The sequence below is a fragment of the Nakamurella alba genome, assembly GCF_009707545.1.
GTDB classification, from domain to species: Bacteria; Actinomycetota; Actinomycetes; order Mycobacteriales; family Nakamurellaceae; genus Nakamurella; species Nakamurella alba.
The window spans coordinates 115,799-131,628 of sequence record NZ_WLYK01000011.1; the positions used below are offsets into that span (position 1 = coordinate 115,799).

The window sequence follows — 15,830 nt, forward strand, 5'->3', positions numbered from 1 at the left end:
GACCTGGTCGGCCCTTCGTGAAACCGGCTGTGGCAGGGTGGGTCCATGACCGGCTTGCCGCACTATCCCGGCCCTGACGAACTGGCTGCCTCCACCCGCGGCAACGCGCTGGTGCTGCGCGGCCTCCGCAAGACCTACGACGGCCGCAACGTCGTCGACGACATCGACCTGGACGTGCCGACCGGATCGTTCTTCGGCCTGGTCGGGCCGAACGGTGCCGGCAAGACCACGACGCTGTCGATGGTCACCGGCCTGCTCCGCCCGGACGCCGGGCGGGTGCTGCTCGCCGGCGTCGATGTCTGGCAGGACCCGGTCACCGCGAAGACCCGGATGGGCGTACTGCCGGACGGCCTGCGGCTCTTCGAACGGCTCTCCGGGCTGGAACTGCTCAGCTATCTCGGCCGGCTCCGCGGCATCGACCCGGACACCGTGCGGTCCCGGGCCGAGGAACTGCTCAAGGTGCTCGACCTCGCCGATGCCGGCACCAAGCTGGTGGCCGACTACTCCACCGGCATGCGGAAGAAGATCACCCTGGCCGCTGCGCTGCTGCACTCGCCGCCGGTGCTGCTGCTGGACGAGCCGCTGGAGGCGGTCGACCCGGTGTCCGCCCGGATCATCCGCACCGTGCTGTCCCGGTACACCGCCGGCGGCGGCACCGTCATCTTCTCCTCGCACGTGATGGCACTGGTCGAGGACCTGTGCTCGCACGTCGCGGTGATGGCCCGCGGCCGCATCGTGGCCAGCGGTGACCTGGCCACCGTGCGCGGCGACGCCCGCAACCTGGACGACGCGTTCATCCACCTCATCGGCGCCGACGACGTGGGGAAGGGGGGCCTGGAGTGGTTGGGGTCTTCGCAAGCCTGAAGTGGACACTGGTCACCGGCCGGTTCCGCCGGTCCAGCACGGCGGTGAAGGCCTGGACCGTGGTCGGCTGGTTCGTGGTGCTCGTCGTGGTGGCCTTCGTCTTCCTCGGCATGGTGGCCGTGCGGTCGGTGCCCGACGTCGCCGTCACCGTGGTCACCACCCTGTTCGTGCTGCAGTTCGTCGGCTGGGGGATGGCTCCGCTGATCGCCTTCGGTGTCGACGAGACGGTCGATCCGCAGCGGTTCGCGTTGCTGCCGTTGACCTCCCGGACCCTGCAGACCGGCCTGCTGACCGCGTCGCTGGTCGGCTACCTGCCGGTGATCAATGCGCTGGTGCTGATCGCGGCCGCGATCGCGATGTCGCCGACCTGGGCGGTGCTGCCTGTCGCCCTGGTCTGCGCGGCGGCCCAGCTGCTGCTCTGCGTGGCCTTCTCCCGGGCGCTGTCGACGACCATCTCCCAGCTGATGTCCGGGCGCCGCGGCCGTGATCTCGGCATGCTCGCCGGCTTCGGGCTGATCGTGCTGTACTTCGCGGCCACCTTCGCGCTGAACAGCCGGTCCGGTGCCACCGCGCTCGGCCAGGGGCTGACCGACATCGCCACCGGGCTCGGCTGGATCCCGCCGGGTGCGCTGGCCCAGTTGCCCGCCCAGGTGGCCGACGGCCGGTTGCTCCGGGCCGTGGGCGGGATCGTCATCGTGCTGGCCGGGGCCGCACTGATCTGGTGGTGGTGGTCGAGCGCCCTGCGCCGGCTGCTCACCACCCGGCCGTCCGTCACCAGCGGCTCCGCGCCCGCCGGCGACGCCGCCGGGGACAGCGTCGCCACCACGATCGGCGGCACCGCGCGGCTGATCGCCGGCCGGGACCGGTTGCTGGCCTGGCGGGACCCGATGCGGCGCATCCCGTGGCTCATGGTGGCGTTCTTCGCCGTGGCCTGGCCGTTCCTGGTGATCCGCGGGCACGGCGCCGTCTACGGGGTGGCGGTGGCCGCGGCCATCGCCGGTACCCAGGCCGGGAACGCCTACGGCATGGACGGTTCCGCGCTGTGGATGCACATCGTGGCGTTCGCCGACCGGGTGCGGGCCCGCGGCGAGATGCTCGGGCATTCGCTGTTCGTGCTGGTGCCCGGCGCGGTGTGCGTGGCGATCGGCCTGGTGGTGCACGCCTGGGTGTGGTCCGACTGGGACCTGCTGCCCGGGGCGATCGGCATCTGCGTCTCCGCGCTGGCCGGTGGTGCGGCGATGGCCGGCTACCTGTCGGCCCGGTTGCCCTACGCCGTCCGGCAGTCCCGGAACTCGATGTTCACCAACTCGGTGGAGGGACAGAAGGGCCGGACCGGCGCCGCCACCTTCGCGCTGCTCGGCGGATCGATCGCCTCGGCCGTGCCGTCCGCTCTCTGTGTCCTGCTGGCCCACACAGTGTCCCCGGTGTGGGGCTGGATCGGCATCCTGGTGAGCGTGGTGGTGGGTGCCACGATGCTGACCGTGCTGTCAGCGGTCACCGCCAAGCGCTACCTGGACACGATGCCGGAGATCCTGCACATCGTCTCGCTCGGCGACCGGGTCTGAGGCACCGGCGGACCGGCCGCACCGCGGCCGAGTCCGCCGGGACCGGTCAGCGCCGCCGGGCGGGGGTGCGCCGCGGGTTGTGGTTCAGCATCACCGTGTGCTCGGAGTCCTGCGGTGACTCGTCCGCCAGCAGATCGGCGGCGTAGACCTGGGTCTCGCCGGTCTCCTCGGATGCCGTGCCCGGGTTCCCCGCGACATCGTCGAGTGCGGGCGGGATGTCGTCGACGTGCACCTCGGCGGTGTCCTCGACGGATCCGACCGTCTCGGACGGGCCCGCGGTGTCCGGGGTGCGGCCGGTGTCACCGGGGGCCGGCCGGACCGGCAGCTCGTCCGCCACCGGCGTCGGCCTGGCGGTCGGATCGGCCGGGAAGTCGGCGGGGCGCGGGCGCTCGGCCTCGGCGGCCGGCGGGGTGACGATCTCCGGCGCCGAGCCGGCGAGCTCCCGGATGTGGTCCAGGTGGCCGGCCAGCGAGCGCAGCTGGTCGGTGAGGTGGGCGCGCAGGTCGTGCAGCTGGGCGATCGCCGCATCGGCATCCGAGACCCGCTGGTGCGACTCGGATGTCGCGTGCTGCACCAGGGCGTTGGAGTACGTGGTGGCGCGGTCCATCAGCAGTTCGGAGTCCGAGGTGGCGGTGGCGACCAGTCCCTCCGACTTCTGCGTGGCCTCGCTGACCAGGCGGTGCGCCTCGGCCCGCGAGGCGTTGTCCCGGTCGACGATCTCCTGGTTGGCGTCGTTGCGCCGGGCGGTGATGGCGATCTCGAAGTCCTCCAACACCTGCGACCGGTAGGCCTGGGCGTCGGAGTCGAGCTGCTCCCGGCGCAGCCGCGCCTGCTCGTCGAGATCCCGGACGGAGGCGTCGGTCTCGGCCTTGAGCTGGGCCGCGTAGCTGTCCGCCTCGGTCCGGGTGTGCTCCGAGTACTGGCCCGCCTCGACCCGCGAGGCCTCGGCGTACCGGTCGGCGTCGCCGCGGGTGGCATCGGCGTACTGGCGGGCGTCGGCACGGGTGCGCTCGGCCTCGGCGTTGGCCTCGCCGAGCAGCCGGGCCGCCTCCTCCTGCGCCTGGTGGCGGGTCTCCTCGCCCTCCGCGGTCGCCTCGCCGATCAGCCCGTGCACCTGCTCGGCCAGCTGCGCCCGGGTGTGCTCACGCTCGGCATCGAAGTGCGCCCGCGCCTCCGCGGCCTCGGTCAGCGAGGTCTGCAGCTGCCCGCGCATCCGGTCGGCGTCCTGCTGCGCCCGCTCCTTGATGTCGCCGGCCTCCTCTTCGGCGAGGCGGATCATCCGCTGCATCCGGTCGGACAGGCTGGACATCGAGATCGGCTCCAGCGCGATCCGGTCCAGCTGGGCCCGCATCGCGTCGGACTCGGCCTGTGCCGCCGACAGCTGCTGGGTCAGCTCGGTCAACCGCTGGGTGGTCGCGTCCCGGTTCGCCGTGGCGATCCGCAGGTCGTACTCCAGGCGCTCCAGATGCGCCGTCACCTGGTCCGGTGCGTATCCGCGGCGGACCAGGTCGAACGGGGCTTGCGCGGGCATCCAGTCGCCGGTGGTCATGGCGCCATTCTCCCACCCGCGATGCCGGGTACGGGTGAGGTCGCCGCGTCCGTCCGTGTGGTGCGTCACTGCCCGACGGTTGCCGTCGGTGACGCGCCGTCAGGGTCAGTGGGCGCCGGCCACCGGCGGCTCGACCAGCTCGACCAGCACCCCGCCGGCGTCCTTGGGATGCACGAAGTTGATCCGGGAACCGGCGGTGCCGCGCCGGGGGGCGTCGTAGAGCAGCCGCAGCCCGGCGGCGCGGACGGCCGCGGACGCCTCCTCGACGTCGGCCACCCGGTAGGCCAGCTGCTGCAGGCCCGGCCCGCTGCGGCCGATGAACTTCGCGATCGTCGACTCCGGGGTCAGCGGCGCGAGCAACTGCACCTGGGAGGCGGCCGGACCCTCGCCGAAGGCGATCATCGCCTCCTCCACCCCCTGCTCCTGGTTGGTCTCGCGGTGGGCGAGACGCCCGCCCAGCACACCGGTGTGGAAGTCGATGGCGGCGTCGAGATCGGGTACGGCGATGCCCACGTGGTCGATGGCGACGATGCCGAGGGAGAGTTCTGAGATCGAGGTCACCCGGTCACGGTAACCACGGACCGGATCCCGGCCGTCGGCGGGGCGGTACCGTCGGGCCATGGGATCGACGGTGATCGTTGCGGGTGCGCGCACCCCGATGGGCAGGTTGTCCGGTGCGCTGGCACCGGTGGCGGCGACAGCACTCGGCGGGACGGCGATCGCCGGTGCCCTCGAGCGGTCCGGCGTCGCCGGCACCGATGTCGACTACGTGATCATGGGCCAGGTGCTGCAGGCCGGCTGCGGGCAGATGACCGCACGTCAGGCCGCGGTCGCCGGCGGGATCCCGATGAGCACGGCGGCGCTGACCATCAACAAGGTCTGCCTGTCCGGCCTCGAATCGATCGCGCTGGCCGACATGATGATCCGCTCCGGCCAGGTGCGGACCGTGGTGGCCGGCGGCATGGAGTCGATGACCCGGGCCCCGCACCTGCTGCCCGGCTCCCGGGCCGGCCACAAGTACGGCTCGGTCACCCTTCTCGACCACATGGCCTTCGACGGCCTCGAGGACGTCTACACCGACCAGGCGATGGGGGCGCTCACCGAACAGACCAACGACCTGGCCCCGCTCACCCGCACCGAGCAGGACGAGTTCGCCGCCCGCTCGCACCAGCGGGCCGCCGCCGCGCAGGCGGCCGGGATCTTCGCCGAGGAGATCGTGCCGGTCGCCGTGCCCGGCCGGAAGGGCGACGTGGTCGTCGACACCGACGAGGGCATCCGGCCGGAGACCACCGTCGACACCCTGGCGAAGCTGCGCCCCGCCTTCCGCCCGGACGGCACCATCACCGCCGGCTCCGCCTCGCCGATCAGCGACGGCGCCGCCGCGGTCGTGGTGATGGACAAGGCGCTGGCCGAGGAACGCGGGTTGCCGTGGCTGGCCGAGATCGGGCCGGCCGGCCTGGTGGCCGGACCGGACTCCTCCCTGCAGCTGCAGCCGGCGAATGCCATCCGCGCCGCCTGCGAACGGGCCGGGATCGCGCCGGAGTCGCTGGACCTGATCGAGATCAACGAGGCCTTCGCCGCCGTCGGCATCGCGTCGGCCCGCGATCTCAAGATCGGTGAGGACCGGGTGAATGTGAACGGTGGTGCCATCGCGCTCGGTCACCCGATCGGCATGTCCGGCGCGCGGCTGGCTCTCACCCTTGCGCTGGAACTGCGGCGACGCGGAGGTGGCACAGGCGCCGCCGGCCTGTGCGGCGGCGGCGGGCAGGGTGAAGGGTTGCTGCTGACCGTTCGATAGGTTCACCGCATGGCCGACACGATCACGGTGCAGGACCTGGTCAAACGCTACGGGGATCTGTCGGCGGTGGACGGTGTCTCGTTCACGGTCGGCCAGGGGGAGTTCTTCGGGATCCTCGGGCCGAACGGTGCCGGCAAGACGACGTGCCTGGAGATCGTCGAGGGGTTGCGGGAGCCGGACTCCGGAACGGTGACCGTGCTCGGTGAGAAGCCGTGGCCGCGCAACACCCGGCTGCTGCCGCGGATCGGGGTGCAGTTGCAGGCGAGCTCCTTCTTCGAGCGGCTGACCGCCCGTGAGCAACTCGAGACCTTCGCCGCCATCTACGGTGTCGGTCCCTCGCGGGTGGACGAGATGCTGGAGCTGGTCGCGCTGACCGACAAGGCCAAGGTGCAGACCGAGAAGCTCTCCGGCGGTCAGGCGCAGCGGCTGTCGATCGCCTGCGCGCTGATCCACGACCCGGAGGTGGTGTTCCTCGACGAGCCGTCCGCCGCACTGGACCCGCAGGCCCGGCGGAACCTTTGGGACGTGCTGCGTGAGATCAACGCCCGCGGCAAGACCATCGTGCTCACCACGCACTACATGGACGAGGCCGAGATCCTCTGCGACCGGGTGGCGATCATGGACCGCGGGAAGATCCTGGAGATGGGTGCGCCGGCCGACCTGGTCCGCGCCCTGGACCGGCCGGTGGTCATCTCGGTGGAGTCGCGGGACCTGCCGGAGGACACGGCGACCGGGCTGCCCGGCGTCGACGCCGTGGTCAGCACCGGCGGCTGGACCGAGATCACCACCACCGCACCGGCTGTGGTGCTGCCGGCACTGGCCGAGCGGGGAGCACTGACCGGCTTGCAGGTGAAGGGATCCACCCTGGAGGACGTCTTCCTGGACCTGACCGGACGGGAGTACCGCGCGTGAGTGCCTTCGGCAGCCTGTCCCGGGCGATGTTCAAGGGATTCGTCCGCGACAAGATGTCCGTCTTCTTCGCCATCCTGTTCCCGATGTTCTTCATCGTGATCTTCGGCATCGTCTTCGCCGGCGGCGGCACCTCGAAGCAGAAGGTGATCGAGGTCGGCTCGGTACCGCTGATCCAGGAGCTGCCGCAGCAGGCCCGGGACGGTCTGGCCCAGGTGGTCGAGTTCGAGTCGGGCCAGACCCTGGATGCGGCACTGGAATCCGTGCGCAAGGGTGATGTCGCCGCGGCCGTCGAGCAGCAGGGCGACACCCTCGTCGTGCACTACTCGAACGCCGACCAGACCGCCGCCGCCACCGTGCAGGGCGTGTTCTCCGCGCTGATCGACAACGCGAACCTGGCCGCGGCGGGGGTGACCACCCCGCAGTTCACGCTGCAGCCGCAGCAGGTCGAGGACCAGTCGCTCAAGACCATGCAGTACGTGGCACCGCAGATGATCGCCTACGGCGTCTCCATCGGTGCGGTGTTCGGCGCCGCGCTCACGCTGATCACCTGGCGGGAGAAGAAGCTGCTGCGCCGGCTGCGGCTGGCGCCGGTGTCCACCTCGACGGTGGTCGGCTCGCGGGTGGCGGTGTCGCTCGGTGTCGCCCTGCTGCAGTTGGTGATCTTCGTCGGCTTCTCGATGCTGCTCGGCCTGAAACTGGTGGGCGCCTGGTACATGACCATCCCGCTGGTGCTGGCCGGGACACTCTCGTTCCTGGCCATCGGTCTGCTCGTCGGTGCGGTGGCCAAGACCGCGGAGGGCGGCAGCGGCCTGGCCAACCTGATCACCCTGCCGATGGCGTTCCTGTCCGGGGCGTTCATCCCGGTGGAGGTGGCACCGCAGTGGATGCAGGTGGTGTCGAAGTTCCTGCCGCTGGGCTACCTGGTCGACGGCATGAAGGACGTGATGGTGCGCGGCCAGGGCCCGTCGGCGGCGCTGATCCCGATCCTGGTGCTGTTGGCCTTCGCCGCGGTGATCACGGTGATCGCCACCCGGCTGTTCAAGTGGGACTCGGCCTGATCGTCCAGGCAGTGCTGCCCGGCCTCAGGCGAAGTCGCCGGCCGCCCGCCGCACCTTGGTGAGCAGGCCGGAGAGCTGGCCGATCTCGGCGAGATCCAGGCCCATCAGCCCGAAGTCGTTCGAAGTGACCGCGGCGGTGGCCTCGTCCATCCGGGTGCGGCCGGCCTCGGTCAGCTCGACCAGGGTGGTGCGCCGGTCCGACGGGTGGGGGAGCCGACGGGCCAGCCCGTCGGCCTCGAGGCGGTCGACGATGTTGGTGATCGACGTCGGGTGCAGTTGCAACCGCTCGCCCATCATCCGCATCGGCAGCGACCCGCGCTGGGAGAAGGACAGCAGGACCAGCGCCTCGTAGCGGGCGAAGGTCAGGCCGTGCGGCTTGAGCGAGTCGTCAACGGCGGCCTGCAGGATCTGCTGGACCCGCATGATGTTGGTGACGGCCGCCATCGAGTGGTTCGGCCCGATCCGCTCGCCCCAGGTCTGCGCCGCCCGGGCGATGGGGTCGAACGGCAGGGCCGGGCCGGAGGAGGCATGCGAACTCACCCGTCGACGGTAGCAAGTGCTGCCGTGTGAAGATGGCAGCATGACCCGTCCGGACCCCCGTCAGCAGGCCGCGATGTCCGCGGCATTCGCCGGCGCCGTCGATCTCTCCGCCCTCGCCAACCGCCCGGCCGCACCGCCGGCCGGCGCCGCCGCACCTGCCGGTCCGGCCGGCGCCGAACCCTCGCCCTTCGTGATGGCGGTGACCGAGGCCGACTTCAGCGACGTGCTGCAGGCGTCTGCTCAGCTGCCCATCGTCTTCGACCTGTGGTCGCCCCGGTCACCGGTCAGCGCCCAGCTCTCGCCGATGCTGGCCGCGCTGGCCGCGAAGGGGCACGGCGCCTGGGTGCTGGCCCAGGTGGACGTCGACACCAACCCGCGGATCGCGCAGGCTTTCCAGGTGCAGCAGATCCCCACGGTGATGGCGGTGGCGGCCGGGCAGCCGGTCGACGGGTTCAGCGGCCAGATGTCCGAGCCGGAGCTGAAGAAGTGGATCGCCTCCCTGCTGGACGCGCTGCGCGACCGGCTGCCGGGCATCCGGGCCGCCGAGCAGGCGGCCGCCGATGCCGGTGAGCTGGAGGCCGAGCCGGAGGACCCGCGGTTCACCGCGGCCGAGGACCTGCTCGCCGCCGGCGACTACGAGGCCGCCCGCGCGGCCTACCAGAAGATCCTCGACGTCGAGCCGGCCAACGCCGAGGCCGCCGCGGCCCTGGCCCAGGTGGTGTTCCTGGCCCGGGTGGACCAGCACCCGCAGGACGCCACCGCGCTGGCCGACGCCGCCCCCGACGACGTGGCACTGCAAGGTGCGGCCGCCGATCTGGCGCTGGCCGCCGGCGATCCGCAGGCGGCGTTCGACCGGCTGATCGCCACCGTGCGGCGCACCGTCGGCGACGACAAGGCCGCCGCCCGGGAGTGGCTGGTCGGGCTCTTCGCGCTGTTCCCGGCGGACGACGACCTGGTCCGGGTGGCCCGCCGGCAGTTGGCGGCTGCGCTCTACTGATCGGTGGGGGCGGCCGGGGCGTGGCAGACGGCCTCCAGGTTGAGGCCGTCCGGGTCGTTGACGAAGGCGCCGTAGTAGTCCGGGTGGTACTCGGGATGCACGGCCGGCTCCTCGCGTGACGTCCCGCCGGCGGCCAAGGCTGCCGCGTGGAAGGCGTCGACCTCGGCGCGGGTGTCGACGGTGAACGCGAGATGCAGGTTCGGGTCGGTGGTCCCGTGGTCCACGAGCCAGAGGAACGGCTTCGGGTGGATGCCGTAGCCGACCATCCACGGGCGGTCCCCGTCGGCCGGGAAGTCGAGCAACTTGCTCACCCCCACGGTCGGCAGCACCGCGTCGTAGAAGTCGCGGGAGGTCGCCACGTCGGTGACGGACATGTTCAGGTGGTCGATGGTCGATCCGGTGTAGTTGGCCATGCCGACAGGGTCGTGCCGAATGCGGCCGCCGAGTGGCAGCATCGGCATCGTGGCCCGTACCTCCGCCCGCACCCTGGAACTGCTGTCGCTGCTGCAGACCGCCGATCGCTGGGGTGGTCCGGAGCTCGCGGCCCGGCTCGGGGTGAGCCTGCGCACCCTGCGCCGGGACATCGAGACCCTGCGCGGGCTCGGCACTCCCGTCGTGTCCAGCGGCGGCCGGCACGCCACCTACCGGCTGGCGCCCGGTGCGGTGCTGCCGCCGCTGCGGCTGGACGGCGAGCAGGCGGTGGCGATCTCGCTGGCCCTGCAGACCGCGCCGGTGTCGGTGCTCGGGCTGCGCGACGCGGCGGACCGGGCGCTGGGCACGCTGGCGCAGGTGATGCCGCCGGAGCTGCGGGCGCAGGTGGACGCCACCCGGGTCACCACGGTGCGGAACTACTGGGACTTCTCCGATGCACCGATCGATCCGGACGTGGTCGCGGCGGTCGGTGACGCGGTCCGGCGTGGCCACCTGCTGCGGGCGGAGGTCCTGCGGCCGGACCGGTCCCGGCCGGCACCCGGCGAGCCGGACTTCGAGCCGCCCCGGCGGCTGGAACCGCACCACCTGGTGCTGTGGGCGGGGCGTTGGTACGTCGTCGCTTTCGACCTCGGCGCGGCGGACTGGGTGATCCACCGGGTGGACCGGTTGCACCCGCTGATGCCGACCGGGGTGCCGTTCGAGCGCCGGCCGCTGCCCGCCACCGACGTCGGCGAGTACGTGCGCTCCCACCCCGACCGCGGCGACACCCCGGCGCACTGGCAGTGTCTCGGCTCCGCGGTGCTGTCGCTGCCGGCGGGGGTGGTGGGCATGTGGGCACCCGGCGGATCGGTGGTCGAGGACCTCGGGCGGGACCGCTGCCGGCTCGTGCTGGGTGCCTGGTCCTGGGCCGGGATCGCCGGCATCCTGGCCACTTTCGACTGCGAGGTCAGCCAGGTGGAACCGGTGGAGCTCCGCCGGGCGTGCACCGATCTGTCGGACCGGTTCCGCCAGGCCGGGACAGGTCAGGGACACCCGCCGTCGAACCCGCGGGCGTAGTCCTGCAGGTCGGCCCAGGTCACGCCGGGGCGGGCGCGGAGGAAGGCGAGGGCCTCGTCGGCGTCGGTGGCCCAGGAGCCGAGGGTGCCGGGCGGGACGGCGCCGAGTACGGAGGCGGTCCAGGCGCCGACCACACAGGTCGGGTGGTCCGGGTCGGTGACCCGGCCCAGGGCAAGGGCCAGTGCCGCGGCCTCGGCGAACTGGCCGTAGGGTGCGGCGGCGGCCAGATCCTCGGCGGTGGGGGAGATGTCGGCCGGGAGGTCGGCATTGGAGAAGGCGCGCAACGATGACCGGGCCGCGGACAGCACGGCCGCGGTGTCGGCGTACCGGGGAGTGTCGACCGGCTGCACCGCGCCGGCCAGACCCAGTGTCGGGCGCAGCGCATCCAGGGTCAGGTCGTGGCAGGTGGCGGCGTCGCCGGCGTACCCGGCCAGCACCGCGCGCAGCCGGTCCAGCGAGAGTCCGTGGGCCGCAGCATCTCCCGGCGGGACGTCGGGGGCGTCGGCGAAGTCCAGCAGCGGCCCGACCGCTGCCGGCAGGTCCGCCTCGAGCAGCGCCACGTGCGCCGTCCGGCCGATCGTTGCCGCCCGCAGGAACACCCCGGCGTCGCAGTCGGCCTGCAACTCCACCAGCAGTGCCGGCCAGCGGGCGGGCTCGGCGGACCGGTCGGCCGGGGTCGGCCCGATGCGTGCCTGGATCGCATGCCCGTACTCGTGGGCGAAGGCGGCCACCAGCCCGGCCGGGCCGTAGTGCCCGAGCAGCACCGGGACGAGACCGCCTGCGTCGTAGAGGATCTTGTCCCGGTCCGGGCAGAAGTAGGCGTTGCCGGCGATCCGGGACGGCGTGGTCACACAGCCCGGTGGCTCGCCGGTGAAGGCGGTCGCCGACGGATCGATCGCGACGACGCCGCCGGTCATCGGCGTGACCATCGCGTCGAACGTCGACGGCAGCACCGAGCCCCAGAACGTCTCCAGATCGGTGATCACGCCGCTGACCTGACCGGTGGTGTCCGGTTGCACCGGGCTCGTCGACCAGGTCACCGGCACCGACCCGTCGGTGATCGCAGCCTCGTCCGGCAGCTGCGCCGGCCCCTGGCGCGGGATCGTCGGGCCGGGCAGCACGGCCGACAGCAGCACCAACAACCCGGCGACCACCGCCGCCACCAGCCCCACGACGAGCAGACCCACCGCCGTCACCCGCAGCGGGGACGAGGTGGGTCTGCGCTCCGGGCTCACCCGGTCACGGTCTCATGCGATCAGGGCGCGGCGGACTCCGGCACCAGCCAGAGCGCGCCCAACGGTGGCACGGTCAGGGTGGCGGAGGCCGGCTGCCCGTGCCACTCCTGCTCGGCGGCCACCACGGCTCCCATGTTGCCCATCCCGGACCCGCCGTAGACCGACGAGTCGGTGTTGAGCACCTCGCGCCAGACGCCGGAGAACGGCAGGCCGACCCGGTACCCGCTGTGCGGGGTGGGGGAGAAGTTCGCCACGCAGACCAGCGGGCTGCCGTCGGATCCCCAGCGCAGGAACGCGATCACATTGCCCTGCCGGTCGTTCGCGTCGATCCACTGGAAGCCGGCCGGGGTGAAGTCCTGCGTGTACAGCGCCGGGGTGCCCTGGTAGGTCCGGTTGAGATCACCGACCAGCGCCCGGATCCCGTCGTGCAGCGGGACGTCGCGCAGCTGCCACGGCACCGAGACCGCCTCGTTCCACTCCGACGGGTTGCCCAGCTCCTGCCCCATGAACAGCAGCTGCTTGCCCGGGTGCGACCACATGTAGGCGAAGTAGGTGCGCAGGGTGGCGGCCTTCTGCCAGTCGTCACCCGGGATCTTGCCCCAGAGCGAGCCCTTGCCGTGCACCACCTCGTCGTGCGAGATCGGCAGCACGAACTGCTCCGAGAACGCGTACATCAGCGAGAAGGTCAGCTCGTTGTGGTGCCAGGAGCGGTAGATCGGGTCGCGGTGCAGGTACTCCAGCGAGTCGTGCATCCAGCCCATGTTCCACTTCAGGTGGAAGCCCAGGCCGCCGAGGTGGGTCGGCCGGGTCACCCCGGGCCAGGCGGTGGACTCCTCGGCGATCATCACCGCACCGGGGACCCGCTTGCCGACGGTGGCGTTGGTCTCCTGCAGGAAGGCCACGGCGTCCAGGTTCTCGTTGCCGCCGTAGACGTTCGGCAGCCACTCGCCGTCCTTGCGCGAGTAGTCCAGGTAGAGCATCGAGGCCACCGCGTCGACCCGCAGGCCGTCCAGGTGGAACTCCTCGAGCCAGTAGAGCGCGTTGGCCACCAGGAAGTTCCGCACCTCGCGCCGGCCGAAGTCGAAAACGAAGGTGCCCCAGTCCGGCTGCTCGCCGCGGCGCGGATCGGCGTGCTCGTAGAGCGAGGTGCCGTCGAACCGGCCGAGGGCCCAGGCGTCCTTGGGGAAGTGGGCCGGCACCCAGTCCAGGATGACCCCGATACCGGCCTGGTGCAGCCGGTCGATCAGGTACCGGAAGTCGTCCGGCGCACCGAATCTCGGGTCGGGGGCGTAGTACGACGTGACCTGGTAGCCCCAGGAGCCGCCGAAGGGGTGGCCGGCCAGCGGCAGGAACTCCAGGTGGGTGAAGCCGGTCTCGGCGAGGTAGTCGACGAGGGCGTCGGCCATCTCGCGGTAGCCGATGTCGGTACGCCAGGAGCCGGCGTGCACCTCGTAGATCGACATCGGCGAGTTGAGCGCGTCCTTGGTGGCGCGCTCGGTCATCCAGTCCGCGTCCTGCCATTCGTAGGCCGAGGTGGTGACGACCGAGGCGGTGGCCGGGTAGTGCTCGGCGGCGAAGGCCATCGGGTCGGCCTTCTCGCGCCAGACCCCGTCGTTGCCGAGGATCTGGAACTTGTACCGGGTGCCGGAGCCGATGCCGGGGACGAACAGTTCCCAGACGCCGGAGGACCCGAGCGAGCGCATCGGGGTGCCGGCACCGGACCAGTGGTCGAAGTCCCCGGTCACCCGGACGCCGCGGGCGTTGGGTGCCCACACCGCGAACGAGGTGCCGTCCACGGTCCCGCCGGGGGTGTCGTAGCTGCGCACGTGCGCGCCGAGCACGTTCCAGAGGTTCTCGTGCCGGCCCTCGCCGATCAGGTGCAGGTCGATCTCGCCGAGGGTGGGCAGCCAGCGGTACGGGTCGTCCACCTCGTAGGTGGCGTCCGGGCCGTAGTCGACGCGGAGCCGGTAGTCGCCGACCGGGCCGTCGACGACGACGCCGAAGATACCGCCGTGCACGTGCTGCAGCGGCACCTCGGCGCCGTCGTGCAGCAGCGTCACACCCTTGGCGTGGTGCCGCAGCGTGCGGATGACCGTCCGGCCGTCGCCCAGCGGGTGCACGCCGAGGATCGCGTGCGGATCGTGGGTGTCGCCGCCGATGACCTTCTCGTAGGCGTCGGTCCCCGGGCCGGGGATGCCGGCATCGGTGATGGTGGCCGGTGCCGAGCCGAGCGACTCCGGGGCGTCGGTGGCCGGGACCGGGACGGCCGGGGTCTGCTCGGGGACGACGGCGGCCGGCGCTGGTGTCTCTGACGTTCCGTGGGTGCTCATGACCGTCCTCCGTTGCTCGTGATGAGGCGGTTGATCGCCTGCAGGGGGATCGGTACCCATGCAGGGCGGTGACCGTACTCGTAGGCGACCTCGTAGACCGCCTTGTCCAGTTCGAACGCCGCCAGCACCGCGGGGTGGTCGCGTGGATCGCTGCCGGCGACGGACGCGTAGCCCTCGCAGAACGCGGCGCGGTTGCGCCGGGCCCACTCGGTCGCACGGTACTGGTGCTGCCCGTCCGGCGCGCGGCCGACGAGCGAGTGGTGGGCCGCGTAGTCGAAGGAGCGCAGCATCCCGGCGATGTCCTTGAGCGGGCTGTACAGCGCGCGCCGGTAGGCCAGCGGTTTCGCCGGCTCGCCCTCGAAGTCCAGGATCGCCCAGCCGCCGACCAGCACCCGCAGCGTCTGGCCCAGGTGCAGGTCGCCGTGGATCCGTTGCACCGTCAGCGGTGTCGGGTCGGCGGCGAACCTGGCGAAGGTCTCCAGCACCGGCTCCAGTGCAGCTTCCACCTCGGGCACCAGCAGCGCGGTGGCCTTGGCCGACTCGGCCATCCCGGCCGCCAGATGTGCGCGCTCGGCGTCGGTGAGTTCGGCCGTGCCGAACGCCGTGGCCAGGTCGGCGTGCACCTCGGCGACGGCCTTGCCCAGCCGGAGCGACTCGGCGGCGAAGTCGCCGCCCACCTCGTCGGCCCGCAGGTCGCCCTCGGCCATCAGGTCGCGGACGGAGGTGGTGGCCATCGCCCAGCCCTCCGCGCTCCCGGCGAAGAAGGTCATCAGCACGCCGAGGGTGGTGTCCACCCCGTCGACGATGCCGGTGAGGGTGCCCAGCGGGGTGGCGACGTGCTTCCCGCCGATCGCGTGCAGGGCGCGGTGCACCTCGGCGTCCGGGTTCGGGCCGGGCTCCAGGCGCCGGAACATCTTCAGGATCGACGACTGCCCGTAGACGATCGAGGTGTTGGACTGCTCCGCGCCGATCGGCAGGCCGGGAGCGGTGGTGTCGATGACGGTGCCCGGCTCCGGTTCGAAGCGCAGGTCGCCGACCACCGCGCCGGCGGCGAGGTGCTGCAGCAGCAGTGCGCTGACCTCGGAGTCGTGCAGCGCGTCGTAGGCCGTCCAGTTGCCGGCCGACCCGATCCGGGCGTGGTCCAGGATCTGCGGCAGCCACGGGTGCCAGCCCAGCCACAGCTGGTACCGCTGCACGGTCGGCGTGCCGCCGACCGAGATGTCGATCTCCAGCAGCACCAGCTCGACCTCGGCGTCGCCGCGCACCTTCGCCACCGGGGTCCGGGAGACGACCCGGATCGGGCCGCGCTCGCGACCGCGCCCGGCGAACCAGCGCTGCTCCGGTAGCCAGTGCTCCAGCAGGCCGATCAGTTCGTCCGTGCTGCCGCCCGCTCCGCCGGCGACACTCCCGGAGGTCGGGTCGGCGGGATCGGGGGTCACGGCGGGTCCGCCGGCCTCGGTCATGCGGGTCTCCTTCGGGGGCTGCTCGGGCAGG

General features: G+C 72.2%; 14 protein-coding genes. 7 read left to right on the forward strand and 7 right to left on the reverse strand.

What is annotated here, in order from left to right; all coding sequences use genetic code 11:
* The first annotated feature begins 45 nt into the window (after nucleotides 1–45).
* Together GIS00_RS22465 and GIS00_RS22470 are read left to right on the forward strand one after the other, a co-directional pair.
* Nucleotides 46–864: an ABC transporter ATP-binding protein gene (locus GIS00_RS22465; RefSeq protein WP_154770707.1), complete on the forward strand. Its 819-nt coding sequence runs from the start codon at nucleotides 46–48 to the stop codon at nucleotides 862–864.
* Nucleotides 840–2,429 carry a hypothetical protein gene (locus GIS00_RS22470; protein ID WP_154770708.1) on the forward strand — a complete coding sequence of 530 codons (1,590 nt, stop codon included), beginning with the start codon at nucleotides 840–842 and terminating at the stop codon, nucleotides 2,427–2,429. The genes GIS00_RS22465 and GIS00_RS22470 overlap by 25 nt, the downstream gene beginning before the upstream one ends.
* A 46-nt stretch (nucleotides 2,430–2,475) precedes the next feature.
* Here GIS00_RS22470 and GIS00_RS22475 read toward each other — a convergent pair whose 3' ends face one another.
* Together GIS00_RS22475 and mce are read right to left on the reverse strand one after the other, a co-directional pair.
* Nucleotides 2,476–3,978, reverse strand: coding sequence for a hypothetical protein (locus tag GIS00_RS22475; RefSeq protein WP_154770709.1), 1,503 nt, complete (start codon nucleotides 3,976–3,978; stop codon nucleotides 2,476–2,478).
* Nucleotides 3,979–4,083: 105 nt separating this feature from the next.
* The gene (mce, locus tag GIS00_RS22480) at nucleotides 4,084–4,599 is read right to left on the reverse strand and encodes a methylmalonyl-CoA epimerase (protein WP_154770710.1); all 516 of its coding nucleotides are present in this window, start codon (nucleotides 4,597–4,599) and stop codon (nucleotides 4,084–4,086) included.
* On the opposite strand from mce, the gene GIS00_RS22485 reads away from it, so the two are divergent.
* From GIS00_RS22485 to GIS00_RS22495, 3 genes are read left to right on the forward strand one after another with little or no spacing between them, the layout of a single operon-like run.
* Nucleotides 4,598–5,776: an acetyl-CoA C-acetyltransferase gene (locus GIS00_RS22485; RefSeq protein WP_154770711.1), complete on the forward strand. Its 1,179-nt coding sequence runs from the start codon at nucleotides 4,598–4,600 to the stop codon at nucleotides 5,774–5,776. The genes mce and GIS00_RS22485 overlap by 2 nt on opposite strands.
* A 9-nt stretch (nucleotides 5,777–5,785) precedes the next feature.
* Nucleotides 5,786–6,688, forward strand: a complete 903-nt coding sequence (locus GIS00_RS22490; RefSeq protein WP_154770712.1) for an ABC transporter ATP-binding protein — start codon at nucleotides 5,786–5,788, stop codon at nucleotides 6,686–6,688.
* Nucleotides 6,685–7,746, forward strand: coding sequence for an ABC transporter permease (locus tag GIS00_RS22495; RefSeq protein ID WP_322098313.1), 1,062 nt, complete (start codon nucleotides 6,685–6,687; stop codon nucleotides 7,744–7,746). Before GIS00_RS22490 ends, GIS00_RS22495 begins: the two co-directional genes overlap by 4 nt.
* A gap of 24 nt (nucleotides 7,747–7,770) precedes the next feature.
* Here the strand turns inward: GIS00_RS22495 and GIS00_RS22500 are convergent, their stop codons facing one another.
* Nucleotides 7,771–8,286, reverse strand: coding sequence for a MarR family winged helix-turn-helix transcriptional regulator (locus GIS00_RS22500; protein ID WP_322098314.1), 516 nt, complete (start codon nucleotides 8,284–8,286; stop codon nucleotides 7,771–7,773).
* Nucleotides 8,287–8,326: 40 nt separating this feature from the next.
* Between GIS00_RS22500 and GIS00_RS22505 the strand changes: the two genes are divergently transcribed.
* A complete protein-coding gene (locus GIS00_RS22505) occupies nucleotides 8,327–9,283 on the forward strand; it encodes a tetratricopeptide repeat protein (RefSeq protein ID WP_154770714.1) in 957 nt (318 codons plus the stop codon).
* Here GIS00_RS22505 and GIS00_RS22510 read toward each other — a convergent pair.
* Nucleotides 9,277–9,696 (reverse strand): VOC family protein, encoded by a 420-nt coding sequence (locus tag GIS00_RS22510; protein ID WP_154770715.1) that lies wholly within the window; start codon nucleotides 9,694–9,696, stop codon nucleotides 9,277–9,279. The two genes, GIS00_RS22505 and GIS00_RS22510, sit on opposite strands and share 7 nt — an antisense overlap.
* A gap of 49 nt (nucleotides 9,697–9,745) precedes the next feature.
* Between GIS00_RS22510 and GIS00_RS22515 the strand changes: the two genes are divergently transcribed.
* Nucleotides 9,746–10,771, forward strand: coding sequence for a helix-turn-helix transcriptional regulator (locus GIS00_RS22515; protein ID WP_322098315.1), 1,026 nt, complete (start codon nucleotides 9,746–9,748; stop codon nucleotides 10,769–10,771).
* On the opposite strand, the gene GIS00_RS22520 is transcribed toward GIS00_RS22515, so the two are convergent.
* Genes GIS00_RS22520 through GIS00_RS22530 form a run of 3 tightly spaced genes read right to left on the reverse strand, consistent with a single transcriptional unit; the run spans nucleotide 10,738 to nucleotide 15,799 of the window.
* A complete protein-coding gene (locus GIS00_RS22520; RefSeq protein ID WP_154770717.1) occupies nucleotides 10,738–12,006 on the reverse strand; it encodes a neutral zinc metallopeptidase in 1,269 nt (422 codons plus the stop codon). The genes GIS00_RS22515 and GIS00_RS22520 overlap by 34 nt on opposite strands.
* A 20-nt stretch (nucleotides 12,007–12,026) precedes the next feature.
* Nucleotides 12,027–14,336, reverse strand: a complete 2,310-nt coding sequence (glgB, locus tag GIS00_RS22525; protein WP_154770718.1) for a 1,4-alpha-glucan branching protein GlgB — start codon at nucleotides 14,334–14,336, stop codon at nucleotides 12,027–12,029.
* Nucleotides 14,333–15,799 (reverse strand): maltokinase N-terminal cap-like domain-containing protein, encoded by a 1,467-nt coding sequence (locus tag GIS00_RS22530; RefSeq protein WP_196073409.1) that lies wholly within the window; start codon nucleotides 15,797–15,799, stop codon nucleotides 14,333–14,335. The genes glgB and GIS00_RS22530 overlap by 4 nt, the downstream gene beginning before the upstream one ends.
* Between the last annotated feature and the right edge of the window lie 31 nt (nucleotides 15,800–15,830).